This window comes from Promicromonospora citrea (assembly GCF_013004695.1).
Lineage (GTDB): Bacteria > Actinomycetota > Actinomycetes > Actinomycetales > Cellulomonadaceae > Promicromonospora > Promicromonospora citrea.
Genome location: NZ_JABEMG010000119.1, coordinates 1 through 14067, shown reverse-complemented (window position 1 = coordinate 14067; position 14067 = coordinate 1). Strand labels below are relative to the sequence as shown.

At 74.1% G+C, this 14067-nt stretch carries 12 protein-coding genes and 1 riboswitch; of the genes, 4 read left to right on the top strand and 8 right to left on the bottom strand.

Features of this window, described 5'->3' with window-relative positions; all coding sequences use genetic code 11:
* From HLB15_RS18495 to rimP, 4 genes are all read right to left on the bottom strand, one after another.
* Nucleotides 1-740 (bottom strand): translation initiation factor IF-2 N-terminal domain-containing protein (locus HLB15_RS18495; protein ID WP_171107365.1); only part of this gene is annotated, 740 nt, incomplete at its 3' end.
* Between the two features lie 177 nt (nucleotides 741-917).
* On the bottom strand, nucleotides 918-1127 hold the full coding sequence (locus HLB15_RS18490) for a YlxR family protein (RefSeq protein ID WP_376699408.1): 210 nt from the start codon (nucleotides 1125-1127) through the stop codon (nucleotides 918-920).
* Between the two features lie 141 nt (nucleotides 1128-1268).
* On the bottom strand, nucleotides 1269-2315 hold the full coding sequence (gene nusA / locus HLB15_RS18485; protein ID WP_171107361.1) for a transcription termination factor NusA: 1047 nt from the start codon (nucleotides 2313-2315) through the stop codon (nucleotides 1269-1271).
* Nucleotide 2316: 1 nt separating this feature from the next.
* Nucleotides 2317-2934 carry a ribosome maturation factor RimP gene (rimP, locus tag HLB15_RS18480; RefSeq protein ID WP_171107360.1) on the bottom strand — a complete coding sequence of 206 codons (618 nt, stop codon included), beginning with the start codon at nucleotides 2932-2934 and terminating at the stop codon, nucleotides 2317-2319.
* A gap of 204 nt (nucleotides 2935-3138) precedes the next feature.
* On the opposite strand from rimP, the gene HLB15_RS18475 reads away from it, so the two are divergent.
* Entirely contained in the window at nucleotides 3139-4206 is a 1068-nt protein-coding gene (locus HLB15_RS18475; protein WP_212760067.1) for a DUF4439 domain-containing protein, read from the top strand.
* Nucleotides 4207-4303: 97 nt separating this feature from the next.
* On the opposite strand, the gene HLB15_RS18470 is transcribed toward HLB15_RS18475, so the two are convergent.
* A complete protein-coding gene (locus HLB15_RS18470; protein WP_229785222.1) occupies nucleotides 4304-6127 on the bottom strand; it encodes a proline--tRNA ligase in 1824 nt (607 codons plus the stop codon).
* A 106-nt stretch (nucleotides 6128-6233) separates the two neighbouring features.
* On the opposite strand from HLB15_RS18470, the gene HLB15_RS18465 reads away from it, so the two are divergent.
* Nucleotides 6234-7139, top strand: a complete 906-nt coding sequence (locus tag HLB15_RS18465) for an Fpg/Nei family DNA glycosylase (protein ID WP_171107356.1) — start codon at nucleotides 6234-6236, stop codon at nucleotides 7137-7139.
* Nucleotides 7140-7148: 9 nt separating this feature from the next.
* Here the strand turns inward: HLB15_RS18465 and HLB15_RS18460 are convergent, their stop codons facing one another.
* The 3 genes from HLB15_RS18460 to HLB15_RS18450 form a co-directional block, all read right to left on the bottom strand.
* The gene (locus HLB15_RS18460) at nucleotides 7149-8108 is read right to left on the bottom strand and encodes a GNAT family N-acetyltransferase (RefSeq protein WP_171107354.1); all 960 of its coding nucleotides are present in this window, start codon (nucleotides 8106-8108) and stop codon (nucleotides 7149-7151) included.
* Between the two features lie 35 nt (nucleotides 8109-8143).
* Nucleotides 8144-9286, bottom strand: coding sequence for a flavodoxin-dependent (E)-4-hydroxy-3-methylbut-2-enyl-diphosphate synthase (gene ispG / locus HLB15_RS18455; protein ID WP_171107370.1), 1143 nt, complete (start codon nucleotides 9284-9286; stop codon nucleotides 8144-8146).
* A gap of 72 nt (nucleotides 9287-9358) precedes the next feature.
* A complete protein-coding gene (locus HLB15_RS18450; protein ID WP_268240995.1) occupies nucleotides 9359-10681 on the bottom strand; it encodes a M50 family metallopeptidase in 1323 nt (440 codons plus the stop codon).
* A 142-nt stretch (nucleotides 10682-10823) separates the two neighbouring features.
* Here HLB15_RS18450 and HLB15_RS18445 point away from each other — a divergent pair, with 142 nt between their 5' ends.
* Together HLB15_RS18445 and thiD are read left to right on the top strand one after the other, a co-directional pair.
* Nucleotides 10824-13151, top strand: a complete 2328-nt coding sequence (locus HLB15_RS18445) for a hypothetical protein (protein WP_171107352.1) — start codon at nucleotides 10824-10826, stop codon at nucleotides 13149-13151.
* A 37-nt stretch (nucleotides 13152-13188) separates the two neighbouring features.
* A riboswitch (TPP riboswitch) is annotated at nucleotides 13189-13284 on the top strand.
* Nucleotides 13274-14067 (top strand): bifunctional hydroxymethylpyrimidine kinase/phosphomethylpyrimidine kinase (thiD, locus tag HLB15_RS18440; RefSeq protein ID WP_171107350.1); only part of this gene is annotated, 794 nt, incomplete at its 3' end. Its footprint overlaps the riboswitch before it by 11 nt.

Genomic DNA, 14067 nt, shown 5'->3' with positions numbered 1-14067 from the left:
CCCGGACGGGGGCCGCCGGACCGCTCGCCGCTCGCCTCGGAGCGCTCGGGACGCTGCCCCGGACGCGGCATGCCCTGGCTGGTCGCGAACGGGTTGTTGCCCGGACGCGGCGCACCGCCACCCGGACGGTCGCCGCCACCCGGACGGCCACGGCCGCCACCGGGGCGCGGCATGCCCTGGCTGGTCGCGAACGGGTTGTTGCCCGGACGCGGCGCGCCGCCACCCGGACGGTCGCCCGGGCGGGGGCCACGGCCGCCGTCACGCGCGGGGCGAGACGGTGCGGCACCGGGCTTGGGGGCACCGGGCCGCGGGGTCGCGGCCGGCTTCGGGGCACCCGGCTTCGGAGCGGCAGCGGGCTTCGCCGAGGCCGCGGGCGCGGGCTGCGCCTCCTCGGCGGCCGGGGCCGGCGCGGGTGCCTCCTGCGTGGGCTGGGGAGCCGGGGCGGGTGCGGGAGCAGGCGCCTCGGCACGGGGTGCCGCCGGCTTGGCGGCAGGCTTCTGGGCCGCGGGCTTCGCGGCAGGCTTGGGTGCGCTGGGCGCGGGCTTGGCCGCACCGCCCTTGTCGGACGCGCCAGCAGCGCCACCGGCAGGGAACTTGTCGCGCATCGCGCGCTCGACCGGCGCCTCGAGGGTCGAGGAGGCCGAACGGACGAACTCTCCTGCGGCCTTCAGCTCGGCCATCAGGGTCTTGCTCTCCACTCCGAGCTGCTTGGCGAGCTCGTGAACGCGGATCTTAGCCACATCTCTCCTGTCTCGGTCCGTCCCGGGACAGGGAGGACCGCCATCAGTACTTGGTACTCATCGCTGGGGACTCATCGGGTGCCCATCGGCTTCTGACCCGCTTCCTTGTCGACGATTCGCAGAGTGCGGCCGGACGCCTCGTGGCGTCCGGTCGGGACGGTCGTGCGGCCGGTGCACTCACCGGCCGAGGTGTGCTCGTACCTCGCCCAGGTCGACGGGGCCGCCGACGCGCAGCGCGCGTGGCACGGCCCTGCGACGCTCGGCGAGCTCCAGGCACCGCGGCTCCGGATGGATCCAGGCGCCGCGACCCGGCAGGCCGGCCCGGACGTCGACGACGACGTGCGGTGGACCAGCCACCGCGTCACCGTGCGTCGAGGGGTCCAGCACCAGACGCAGGAGTGCAGACCGCTGGTCGCGCTCCCGGCACCCGACACACGTACGCACCGGACCTTCGTCCGGCACAGGGTACGTCGAGGAGCGGGCGCGCGGCCCAGACTCGGACAGTCTACCGCGCCCTCCCACCGGCCGTTACCGACCCCTGCTCGTGTCGGCGGGCGCGCCACCTGCGCCGTCGGCCGCCTCGTCGGACCGGATGTCGATCCGCCAGCCGGTCAGCTTGGCCGCGAGGCGGGCGTTCTGCCCCTCCTTGCCGATCGCGAGCGAGAGCTGGTAGTCGGGCACGATCGCCCGTGCCGCGCGGGCGTCGGGGTCCACCACTGTGACCGACGACACACGGGCCGGCGACAGGGCGCTCGCGACGAAGGTCGCCGGGTCGTCGCTGTGGTCGACGATGTCGATCTTCTCCCCGCGCAGCTCGGCCATGACCGCCCGGACACGGGCCCCCATCGGGCCGATGCAGGCGCCCTTGGCGTTGAGGCCCGCCACACGCGAGCGGACCGCCATCTTGGTGCGGTGCCCCGCCTCGCGGGCGATGGCCGTGATCTCCACCGAGCCGTCGGCGATCTCCGGGACCTCCAGCTCGAAGAGCTTGCGCACGAGGTTCGGGTGCGTACGGCTCAACGTGATCTGGGCACCCTTCATTCCGCGGCTGACCTCGACGACGTAGGCGCGCAGGCGCTCGCCGTGCACGTACTCCTCCGTCGGCACCTGCTCGTGCGGCGGCAGCACGGCCTCCGTGCCACCGACGTCGACCAGGACCACGCGCGGGTCGCGGCCCTGCTGGATGACACCGGCCAGGACCTCGCCCTCCTTGCCCCGGAAGGTGCCGAGCACCTGGTCGTCCTCGGCGTCGCGCAGCCGCTGCACGATGACCTGGCGAGCCGTCGCGGTGGCGATGCGCCCGAAGTCCTGGGGCGTGTGGTCGAACTCGGGGCCGAGCTCGGCGGTGGGGCGCGACTCGGGGTCGTCCGGGTCGGCCGCGACCGGGATCTCCTCGCGCGCCCAGACGGTGACGTGGCCCGTCGAGCGGTCGAGCTCGACGCGGGCCCTGGGGTACGCGTCGGGGGTGCGGTGGTAGGCCGAGAGGAGCGCCTGCTCGATGGCCGCGACGAGGACGTCGAGACTGAGGTCCCTCTCGCGCTCCAGCATCCGCAGGGTCGTCATGTCGATGTCCATGTCAGCCTTCCTCGTTGCGGCCGGGGCGGTGGCCCTCGGTCGCGTCGTCGAAACCAGCACCGGCCGAGTCGTCGTCGGTGTCTTCTGCACTCTCGCCCAGTTCGCCTGCCGCGGCATCCTGGGCGTCGTCGAGGCGCTTGAGCTCCACCTCGACCTTCCCCCGGACGACGTCGGCGAGGGCGATGCGCCGGTCGCCGTCGAGCACGAGGACGGCGGCGTCGGCCACCGTGCCGTCCTCGCCGGCCCCCTCGGTCACGACGTCCGTGAGGCGGCCCTCCGCGCGGCCGCCGTCGGCCAGCTTGAGGGTCACCAGGCGCGTCCGCGCACGCTTGAAGTGCCGCAGCTCGGTCAGGGGCCGGCTCGTGCCCGGCGTCGAGATCTCGAGCGTGTAGGCGCCCGCGACGACGTCGTCCACGTCGAGCGCCGCCGAGACGGCGCGCGACACCTCGCCCAGCGTGTCGGAGTCGAGGCTGCCGACGGCGTCCTCCGGCAGGTCGACGGTGACGCGTACGACCGAGCGGCTGCCCGCCCGGGAGACGGCCACCTCCTCGAGGTGGAGGCCCTCCGCCTCGACCGCCGGCCGCACCACGTCGCGAACCGCATCCGCCTGCTGTGTCATCGCCTTCCTCCCGTCGGCTCCCCCCGTGCGGGGGCACGGTTCGAGCCGGAACGGTTCGACCGATGTGCTGTTGTTGTCTGCTACCTGCGCCCAGCCTAACGAAGCCACAGGCCACGGCACCTCACGCCGGGCGTGACGTGGGCGACGGTCGGGAGCCGGTGGGCCGTGCGGGCGGGTCCTGAGGACGGGTCCTGTGGGCGGGTCATGACATCATCGGCCACGATGAACGCCAACGGCCCCAGGTCCCGCACCCGCCGCCGGTCCGGTCCGGCCGCGCTCGCCCTCGCGTGCGCCGTCGTCCTCGCAGGCTGCGGGGTACGGCTGGAGACGCCGCCGCCGACCGAGCCGGTACCGGACGCCGCCGAGGTCGTGCGGCGCACCGCCGTCGCCGACGCGCTGCTGGTGGCCGAGCAGGCCGAGGCAGCGGCGGATGGCACCAGGGTGCCCGGCCCCGTCGCGGAGGAGCTCGCGCGCATCGCGACCGCCACGGCCGAGCACGCCGAGCAGCTCGGCGGCGAGTACGACTCGGGGCTGGACGAGATCGTGGCCGACCCGTCCGAGGCGTCACCGTCTCCCAGTGCCCGCCGGCACACGCCTGCCTCGACGCTCACCGCGCTCACCGACTCGGCCGCGCGCACACGGGCCGCCGCGAACCAGGCGCAGCCCGGCCCGCTCGGCCGCCTGCTCGCCTCCGTCTCCGCCGCACAGACCCGGTACGCCGTCGACCTCGCGCAGCTGATCGACGCCGACCCGCCGGAGCTGTCACCGGCCCAGGTCCCCCAGCCGGAGGACGAGCCGAGCGGCGAGGCGAGCTCGCCCGAGCCGGCGTCGGCGGGCACGCAGGAGGTGCCCGTGCCCCCCGCCGGCCTGTCCGCGGAGGACCTCACGGCGCTCGTGCTCGCGGAGGACTCCGCGGGTTTCGCCCTCGAGGTGCGCGCAGCCCAGGCCGACGGGGCGGTGCGCGAGCGGGCGCAGGAGCGCGCCAGGGCCCACCGCACCCGGGCACAGGGCTGGGCCCTGGTCGCGGGCGTCGACGGGACGGAGCAGGACCCGCGTCAGGTCGCGTACACCGTGCCCCGCGCGGACACGCCGACACCGGACCTCGCGCGCGAGCTCGAGGACGGCCTCGCGAGGAACTACGCGTCGCTCGTCGCACGGGCCGAGCCCGGGACGCGCGGCGCACTGGTCGCGCTGCTCGTCGACAGCACGCTGGCCGCGGGCCGCTGGGGCGCCGAGCCGGTCCCGTTCCCGGGCCTGCCGGAACAGTCCTGACGCCACGGCCGACCCGGCCGCGACTCCGGCTCCGTCGAGTGCGGGACCGTCACCCGTCCTCGTGGGCGGAAGGGCGCGGTCCCGCACTCAGGTGTGCTCAGGCCAGCAGGGTCGCGACGCGCTCCGCGACGGCGGCGGCGGCCTCGGCCACCGGGAGCTGCTCCGCCTCGCCCGCGCGCGGCCGCACCTCGACGAGGCCGTCGGCCAGGCCCTTGCCCACGACGACGATCAGCGGGGCGCCGAGCAGCTCGGCGTCCTTGAACTTCACGCCGGGCGAGACCTTCGGCCGGTCGTCGTACAGCACCTCGACGCCGCGGGCCGCGAGGTCGTCCGCGAGCGCCGCCGCGGCGTCGAACACCGCGGCATCCTTGCCCGTCGCGACCAGGTGCACGTGCGCCGGCGCGACGTGCGCCGGCCAGGCCAGGCCCTTGTCGTCGTGGTTGGCCTCCGCGAGCGCCGCGAGCGCGCGCGTGACGCCGACGCCGTAGGAGCCCATGGTGACGACGGCCTGCTTGCCGTTCTCGTCGAGCACCTGCAGGCCGAGCGCCTCGGCGTACTTGCGGCCGAGCTGGAAGATGTGGCCCATCTCGATGCCGCGCGCGAGCTCCAGCGGGCCGGAGCCGTCGGGCGCGGGGTCACCGGGGCGCACCTCCGCGGCCTCGACGGTGCCGTCGGACGTGAAGTCGCGCCCGGCCACGAGGTCGAACACGTGCCTGCCCTGCTCGTTGGCGCCCGTGATCCAGCGCGTTCCCGGCACGACGCGGGGGTCGAGCAGGTAGCGGACGGCGGGCACCTTCTCGCCGTCGGGCCCTTCGACCTGCTCGCCCTGGGGGCCGAGCGCCTGCGGGCCGATGTACCCCTTGACGAGCTGCGGGAACCGCGCGAAGTCCTCGTCGGTGGCGGCCTCGGGCTCGGCGGGGCTGAGGGCGGCCTCGACGCGCTTGAGGTCGACCTCCCGGTCGCCGGGCACGCCGACGACGACGACCTCGCGGGTGCCGTCGGGGTGGCGCAGTGCGAGGACGACGTTCTTCAGGGTGTCCGCGGCGGTCCAGGGCCGGTCCGGGCGCGGGAACTTCTCGTTCGCGAGGTCGACCAGCGTGGCGATCGTCGGGGTGTCGGGGGTGTCCTCGACGTGGGCGGCGGGCGCGTCGTCGTACGGGATCGCCTCGGGGACGGGAGTGACCACGGCCTCGACGTTGGCGGCGTAGCCGCCGGGCGAGCGCACGAACGTGTCCTCGCCGATGGCCGACGGGCTGAGGAACTCCTCGGAGCGGGAGCCGCCCATGGCGCCCGACATCGCGGAGACGATGACGTAGTCCAGGCCCAGGCGGGTGAAGATCTTCTCGTACGCCTCGCGGTGCTTCTGGTAGCTGACCTCGAGCCCCTCGTCCCTGACGTCGAACGAGTACGAGTCCTTCATGACGAACTCGCGGCCGCGGATCAGGCCCGCGCGAGGGCGGGCCTCGTCGCGGTACTTCGTCTGGATCTGGAAGAGGATCACCGGCAGGTCCTTGTACGACGAGTACAGGTCCTTGACCAGGAGAGCGAACATCTCCTCGTGCGTGGGCGCGAGGAGGTAGTCGGCCTCCTTGCGGTCCTTGAGGCGGAAGAGGTTGGGGCCGTACTCCTCCCACCGTCCGGTGGCCTCGTAGGGCTCGCGCGGCAGCAGCGCCGGGAAGTGCACCTCCTGGCCGCCGATGGCGGTCATCTCCTCGCGCACGATCGCCTCGATCTTGGCCAGCACCCGCAGGCCCAGCGGCAGCCACGAGTAGATGCCCGGGGCGGCGCGGCGGATGTACCCGGCGCGGACCAGGAGCTTGTGGCTGGCGACCTCGGCCTCGGCCGGGTCCTCGCGCAGGGTACGGACGAAGAGGGACGACATGCGCAGGACGTCGCCCTGAGAGAGGCGTGCGGAAGACATGGGGCACAGCCTATCCGCGCGAAGGCCTGCGGTTCTCCCGGAATACCCTGCCGGAGCACGCGGGCCCGGCCTTGCCGCACCGGCGGAAGTCTCGCAGGATGGGCGCATGCCTGAGCTGCCCGAGGTCGCCGCGCTCGCGGACTTCCTGCGCGAGCGCACCTCGGGGCACACCGTCCGCTCGGTCGAGGTGGGCTCGATCGCGGCGCTCAAGACGTTCAGCCCCGCCCCCGACGCGCTGGCGGGCGGCACCGTGACCGACGTCGTGCGGCACGGCAAGTGGCTCGACGTCGTGGTGGCCACGGCGGACGAACCGCTGCACCTGGTGTTCCACCTCTCGCGCGGCGGGTGGGTGCGCTGGTCGGACAGCCTCTCGACCAAGCCGGTCCGGCCGTCGCTCGGCGGATCGAGCCGTGGCGCGGTCCTCGCTCTCCGGGTACGGCTGGACGACGGCGGCGGCTTCGACCTCACCGAGGCGGGCACGCGCAAGCGCCTCGCCGTGCACGTGGTGCGCGACCCGGCCGAGATCGAGATGGTCGCGTCGCTCGGCGTCGAGCCGCTGGACCCCGCGTTCACGACCGACGTGCTCGGCGAGCTGCTGACGAGAAAGAACCAGCAGGTCAAGGGACTGCTGCGCGACCAGCGGGCGATCGCGGGGATCGGCAACGCCTACAGCGACGAGATCCTGCTGGTCAGCCGGTTCAGCCCGTACAAGCTGACCGGGTCGTTCACGCCGGAGGAGACCGCGCGGCTGCACACCGCGATCGGCGACGTCCTCACCGAGGCGATCGCCACGGCGTCGGGCAAGCCGGCCAAGGAGCTCAAGGACGCCAAGCGCGCGGGTATGCGCGTGCACGGGCGCACGGGCGAGCCGTGCCCGGGGTGGAACGGCGTGCCGTGCGGCGACACGGTGCACGAGGTGTCGTTCGCGGACCGGAGCATGCAGTACTGCCCCACGTGCCAGACGGGCGGCAAGCCGTTGGCGGACCGCCGGATGTCCAAGCTGCTGCGGTGAGCGGCAGCCCTAGAACAAGATCGTGGCGAACGTGCCGACCTGCTCGAAGCCCACACGGCGGTACGCGGCGACGGCGCGCTCGTTGTAGGCGTTGACGTAGAGCGAGACCACGGGCGCCACGGTCGCCCGGGTGGCCTCCACGACGGCCGCCATGCCCGACTCGGACCAGCCGCGACCGCGGAACGCCGGCTCGACCCACACGCCCTGCACCTGCGCGACGCCGCCGGCCACGGCACCCAGCTCGGCCTTGAAGGCGATGGCGGGGCGGCCGCCGCCGTCGGGCACCATGCGGACGAACGAGCGGCCCTCGGTGATGAGCGCGCGGACACGCTCGGCGTAGGCGGAGCCGCCCGCGGCGACGGGCGAGTAGCCGACCTCCTCCGTGAACATCCGCACGCAGGCGGGCAGCACGAGGCCGAGCTCGGAGGGGACGGACCGTCGCACGGTCGGGTCGGGCGTGAGCGAGGGCGCCGTGTCGATGGCCATCGAGGGCTGGTCGGCGCGCACGTCGCGCGCCGGGGGCCAGTGCGGCGCGAGCTGCTCCCACAGGGAGAGCGCGGCCGCCTGCTCGCCCACGATCGACGAGGACCGGCGGCCGTGCACGCGCGCCAGGTCCGCGAACGCGGTGACCGCCTGGGCCCGCCGCTCGGCGTCCTCGATGGGGACGACGGGCACGAGGTTGGCCCCGGCCCAGCAGACGGCCTCGAGCGGGCCGGTGTCCGGGAAGCCCCAGGCCTGACCGGCGGCCGCGCCGAAGCCGGCGCGGACCGCGATCTCGAGGCGGGCGGCGGCGAGGACCGACGCGACCGGGTCGACGGCGCAGACCTCGAGGGCCCGCGCGAGGTCCGCCCGGGTCAGCGTCCGGGCGACCTCGCGCCGGCCCCGACGCGCCAAGATGTCCGGTTCGCCGGACCGGTCGGGGCCGTCAGGGCGCGCCCCGGCGGGTACCGGGGTGCGCCAGCGGCCCATGCTCTGCTCCGTTCGACTCGGGTTCCCGGCGACTCTCAACCGACCGAGACGACCGGCGAACCGGCCTGTGCCTCATTCTCCGGCGTCGGCATCTCGCTCGCGATCCGCATCGCCTCGTCGATGAGGGTCTCGACGATCATCGCCTCCGGGACGGTCTTGATGACCTCACCCTTCACGAAGATCTGGCCCTTGCCGTTGCCCGACGCCACACCGAGGTCCGCCTCGCGGGCCTCGCCCGGGCCGTTGACGACGCAGCCCATGACGGCGACGCGCAGCGGGACGGTCATGCCCTCCAGCCCGGCGGTCACCTTCTCGGCGAGCGTGTAGACGTCCACCTGGGCGCGGCCGCACGACGGGCACGACACGATCTCGAGCTTGCGGGGGCGCAGGTTGAGCGCCTGCAGGATCTGGTTGCCGACCTTGACCTCCTCGACCGGCGGGGCCGAGAGGGAGACGCGGATCGTGTCGCCGATGCCCTTGCTGAGCAGCGCGCCGAACGCGGTGGCGGACTTGATGGTGCCCTGGAAGGCGGGACCAGCCTCGGTGACGCCGAGGTGCAGCGGCCAGTCACCGCGCTCGGCGAGCAGCTCGTACGCGCGCACCATCACGACCGGGTCGTTGTGCTTGACCGAGATCTTGAAGTCGTGGAAGTCGTGCTCCTCGAAGAGGCTCGCCTCCCAGACGGCGGACTCCACCAGAGCCTCGGGCGTGGGCTTGCCGTACTTCTCCAGCAGGCGCTTGTCGAGCGACCCGGCGTTGACGCCGATGCGGAGCGAGACGCCCGCGTCCTTCGCAGCCTGGGCGATCTGCTTGACCTGGTCGTCGAACTTGCGGATGTTGCCCGGGTTCACGCGGACCGCGGCGCAGCCGGCGTCGATCGCGGCGTAGACGTACTTCGGCTGGAAGTGGATGTCCGCGATGACGGGGATCTGCGACTTCTTCGCGATGATCGGCAGCGCCTCCGCGTCGTCGGCGCTCGGGACGGCGACGCGGACGATGTCGCAGCCCGCCGTCGTGAGCTCCGCGATCTGCTGGAGGGTCGCGTTGATGTCGGTGGTGGGCGTGGTGGTCATGGACTGCACGCTGATGGGTGCGTCACCGCCCACCTCGACCTTGCCCACCTTGATCTTGCGGGTCTTGCGGCGGGGGGCGAGGACCGGCGGGGGTGCTGCTGGCATACCGAGGCTGATTGCGGTCACGAACTCAGTATCCCCTCTTCGACAGGTCGGTTGCGCACATCGTGCCCGGCGTCACGTGATCCGCACCGGATCCACCACGTCCGCCACGATGAGCACGCCGCCGACACCGAGCAGCACGAGGAAGACCACGTAGGCCACCGGGGTCATGCGGGCGACGTCGGCCGGGCCGGGCAGCACGGGGGCCCCGCGCACGCGGGCGACCGTGCGCTTGGCGCCCTCGTACAGGGCGTTGACGATGTGCCCGCCGTCCAGCGGCAGCAGCGGGATCATGTTGAACACGAACAGCGCGATGTTCAGGCTGGCCAGCAGGCTGAGGTAGATCATGACGCGGTCGAGGATCGCCTCGTCCAGCGCCATGATCTGGCCGCTGATCCGTGCGACGCCGACGACCGACTGCACCGAGTCCTGCGCACGCTCCTCCGCCGTGAAGGCCTGCGTCGCGGCGTCGGCCACGCGCACCGGCAGGGTGGCGACCATGGTCGCCGTCGCCCAGGTCTGCTCGCCCACGGCGGGCAGCACCGCCGACAGCGGCTGCCGTTCCCGGACCTGCAGCGGCGAGAAGCCGACGAACCCGCCCTGGCGCACGACCGGCTCGCCCGCCGCGTCGAGCACCGGCGCGCCGGTCTCGTCCACGACCGGGCGGTCGGCCGGGGCCGGGGTCACCTCGAGCGGCACGCGCTCGCCGTCGCGCAGGACCACGACCTGCGACGGCTGCCCCGCCGCGTCGTTGATCAGGCCGACGAGCTGCTGCCAGCCGTGCACCTCGACGCCGGCGAAGGAGACGACCTCGTCGCCCGGCTCGAGGCCCGCCGCCACGGCGGGCGCGGGCGGCCGGCCCTCGCAGTCCTCGCCCGAGGCGGGCGACGTGACCGACGCGGGCACGCACTCGGAGAGCTGGGCGACCGTGGTGGAGACGGCGGGCACGCCGTAGCCCAGGAGGATGACGCCCATGAGCACCGTCGCGATCACGAGGTTCATGAAGGGCCCGCCGAACATCACGGCGAGCTTCTTCGGCGTCGAGAGGTTGTAGAAGGCGCGGTGCTCCTCGCCGGGCCGCACCTCCGCGACGGACGCGTCCCGCGCGTCGGCCACCAGGTCGTTCCAGAACCCCCTGCCGCGGCGGGCACCCTCGGGCGCCGGCGGCATCATGCCGACGAGCCGCACGAACCCGCCGAGCGGGATCGCCTTGATGCCGTACTCCGTCTCGCCCTTGGTCCGCGACCACAGCGTGGGCCCGAACCCCACGAAGTACTGGCTCACGCGCACGCCGAACTTCTTGGCCGGGACCATGTGGCCCAGCTCGTGCAGCCCGACGGACACCAGCACGCCGAGCAGGAGGACGAGCACACCAACGATGTGCGGAACGATGCTCACGGCGCCGAGACTACGTCACGCCTCCGACAGCCCGGAAGGCGACCGCTGGTTCGCCCCCGGCCCGCGCACGCGACGTCCACGGACCGCTGCCGCACATGATGATTCGTTGAAGGATCGGTTACCGATCATTAACCTGACGCCCATGTCGGAATCGTCCCGCCCCGCGGCCGCCCCCGTCGCGCCGGGCCCCCGGGAACCGCACGTCCACGGACCGTCGTCGCTCGGGGACACCCTCCGTCCGCTCTTCCAGACCGAGGCCTGGCAGGGCGCCGACGGCACCGCCGAGGTCGCGCAGCACCTGCGTGAGCTCGGGGTCGACGTCGCCACGATCTGGGCCGCGTCCCGCTGGAACATGGGCGACGACGGCGAGGCGCCCAACCGCAGGCACCCCGTGCCCGGCGACCCCCGCGGCCCGCGGACGGCAGCCGAGCTCACCGCCGTCGCCCACCGGCCGAGGGCCGCCGCGCTGCTCGGCGTCTACCTCTGGTCGCAGGCGAGCGACGCCCTGCAGTACACCTTCCGGCACGGGCGCATCATCGTGCCGCTGCGCGCCTTCGTCGACACGTGGACCGACGTCCGCGACCAGGCGCCCGACGACGTGTGCCGTGCCGAGGGCGACGCCGTCGCCGTGCTGCTGCGCACGCTCGTCACGCAGATGCACACGTCCGCGGCACGCAGCGCGGGCAGCCTGCCGCGCCTGGCCGAGGCCGCGAGCCGCGCCGCGGACCGGTGCGTCGAGCTGCTGGCCGCCGCGCGGGCGATCCCCGACCCGGCCTCGCCGTTCCGCCGCCTGCTGGTGCCCCAGGCCGCGACCCGCATCCGGTACTTCCGGGCGCTCGCCCGGGCCGCGCGGGCCGCCGACGACGCGATGGCCGGGGGCACCCCCGACCACCTCGGACCGGCGCTCGAGGCCCTGCGCGCGGCCGAGACGGACCCCCACCTCAACTACATCCTGGCCAGCGAGCTGCGCTCCTACCGGATGCACCTGACCGAGCTGCACCGCAACCTCGGCAACCGGTGGCTCACGCTCGACCGGCTCAAGAACATCTACATCTACCCGTTCGGCCTGCGCGACGTGAGCCCTGCCGCCGCCGTCGCCGCGCTGCGCGCCCTGGCCGACCGGGACGAGCGCCCGCACCTGCTGGGCGTGCGGGCGCACGCCGTGCGGGGCAGCCTCAAGATGGACGACGTCTGGTCGAGCGTCGACCGGGCGGCGCGCCCCTACGGCGGGGTGTCGGTCTCGATGCCGAACGTCCGGCTCGAGCAGCCGGACGGCACGTTCATCGAGGAGCTGACGTGCGACGTGCGGTTCACCGAGTTCGGCAACCACTACGTGCGGTTCCGCTACTCGGCGCGCGACCGGTCGCCGCAGGAGGTGCGCGACGCGCGCTTCCGCCTGTCCAACCTGCACGCCGACATCCGGGTGCTGTGGGTCGGTCCGGACGGGCCGCTCGAGGTCGACCCCGGCGGCGCGCTGCCGCCCGAGCGCCTGTTCGACCTCGCCGACCTGCTCCAGCGCGCCACGACCGACCTGGTCCGCGAGGGCACGGAGATCGCACAGGGCCGCGCCCACGTCGTCACCAGCGTCTACGAGGCCAGCACGGGCCAGGGGCCCGCCGCACCGGCCGCCGAGCGGACCCCGGTGCGGATGAGCGACGAGATGCTGGCCGCCTTCGGCTCGCAGGTGCTGCTGCAGCCGGTCTCCTACGGCACCGCGACCCCCGCCGACTGGACGCTGCGCCAGCGCAACCCCGTGCTGCTGGAGGGCGTGCGCCACCTGGGCGACCTCGTCGCCGTGGCCACCAACGCCACCACGGTCGCGCTGGTGGGCACCGCACACTTCAAGATCTCGCAGTACGGCTCGCTCGCCGAGTTCGTGGCCAGCCTCAACGGGCTGTTCAGCGCCTGGAACGCGACGCTCGCCGACCACCTGCGCATCGTCGCGACCCTGCTCGCCGACCACGACGTGAACAACGGGACCGACCTGGCCGCGCGCAAGGAGCGGCTCACCCGCGAGCAGCTGCGGCTGCACGAGTTCGCCTCCGAGGTGCGCACCACGCTCACCACCATCGCCTCGCCGACCTTCCTCGCCTCGGCGCTCGAGTCCCGGATGCTCACGCAGCTCCTGCACGCGTCCCGGTTCGAGCAGCAGGCGGCCCTGGTCACCGAGCGCCTGCGCGAGCTGCTGCAGGAGCCCATCGCCGCACGGCTCGCGGCCCTCGAGCGCCTGCACGGCGACCGGCAGCGCGAGGAGGAGGCCGCGCGCGAGCGCTCCCGGCGGCGGCTCATGGACGGCACCCTCTCCGCCATCACGGTGTTCGCGGGCGTCTACGCCCTCATCGGCACGGTGCAGGTGGCCCTGGACGCCGGCCTCCTGGGCGCAGCCGAGGCCGTCGTGGCGACCGCCCTGGTCACCGTGAGCGCGCTGGTCACGGGCTGGGCGGTGTTCCGCTGGAGCAGGCGGCGCTGACGCCTGGACCCGCCCGCCGGTGTCGTAGGGTGTGCGCACACATGGCGCGGGGCGCCGGCACGGCCCGGCTGAGATGCACCCGTGGAACCTGATCTAGGTAGTGCTAGCGAAGGGAACGCCTCATGGGTGCTGACCTGCCCACGCCCGCCCCCGTCCGCGGGGACGACCACCCCGTCGTGGCCCTGACGATCGCCGGCTCCGACCCGTCGGGAGGCGCGGGCGTCCAGGCCGACCTCAAGACGTTCGCGGCCCTCGGCGGCTACGGCTGCGCGGTGCTCACGGGCCTGACCGCCCAGTCGACGACGGGCGTGACGCGGGTGCTGCCCGTCCCGGCCGACATGGTCACCGACCAGCTCGGCACGCTCACCGCCGACGTCGGCCTCGACGCCGTCAAGATCGGCATGACGACGGACGCCGCCGTCGCGCGTGCGATCGCCGCGGCGCTGCGCGACCTGCGCGCCGGCGGGCGCCCACCGTACGTGGTGCTCGACCCGGTGATGGTCGCGACGTCGGGCGACCGGCTGCTCGCGGCCGACGCCGAGGCCGTGCTGCGCGACGAGCTGCTGCCCCTGGCCGACCTCGTCACGCCCAACCTGCCCGAGGCGGCCGTGCTGCTGGGCACGCGGCCCGCACGGGACGCCGCCGAGGCCGCGGAGCAGGCGACCGCGCTGCTGCGCCTCGGACCGGGCCACGCGCTGGTCAAGGGCGGGCACCTCGACGGGCCCGAGGCGGTCGACCAGCTCGCGGGGCCGGACGGCGTCGTCGCGCTCGCGGCGCCGCGGGTCGCCACGCGCCACACGCACGGCACCGGGTGCACGCTGAGCTCGGCGTGCGCCGTCCTGCGCCCGCGGCACGACGGCTGGGAGCCGGCCGTCCGGGCGGCGAAGGAGTACCTCACGGGGGCGCTGCGCGCGGC

What these genes read in the sequence shown, in the direction of transcription:
- HLB15_RS18470 (WP_229785222.1), bottom strand. Translation starts at nt 6,127, where the DNA reads ATGTCTTCCGCACGCCTCTCTCAGGGCGACGTCCTGCGCATGTCGTCC.
- HLB15_RS18460 (WP_171107354.1), bottom strand. Translation starts at nt 8,108, where the DNA reads ATGGGCCGCTGGCGCACCCCGGTACCCGCCGGGGCGCGCCCTGACGGC.
- ispG (WP_171107370.1), bottom strand. Translation starts at nt 9,286, where the DNA reads ATGCCAGCAGCACCCCCGCCGGTCCTCGCCCCCCGCCGCAAGACCCGC.
- HLB15_RS18465 (WP_171107356.1), top strand. Translation starts at nt 6,234, where the DNA reads ATGCCTGAGCTGCCCGAGGTCGCCGCGCTCGCGGACTTCCTGCGCGAG.
- nusA (WP_171107361.1), bottom strand. Translation starts at nt 2,315, where the DNA reads ATGGACATCGACATGACGACCCTGCGGATGCTGGAGCGCGAGAGGGAC.
- rimP (WP_171107360.1), bottom strand. Translation starts at nt 2,934, where the DNA reads ATGACACAGCAGGCGGATGCGGTTCGCGACGTGGTGCGGCCGGCGGTC.
- HLB15_RS18475 (WP_212760067.1), top strand. Translation starts at nt 3,139, where the DNA reads ATGACATCATCGGCCACGATGAACGCCAACGGCCCCAGGTCCCGCACC.
- HLB15_RS18445 (WP_171107352.1), top strand. Translation starts at nt 10,824, where the DNA reads ATGTCGGAATCGTCCCGCCCCGCGGCCGCCCCCGTCGCGCCGGGCCCC.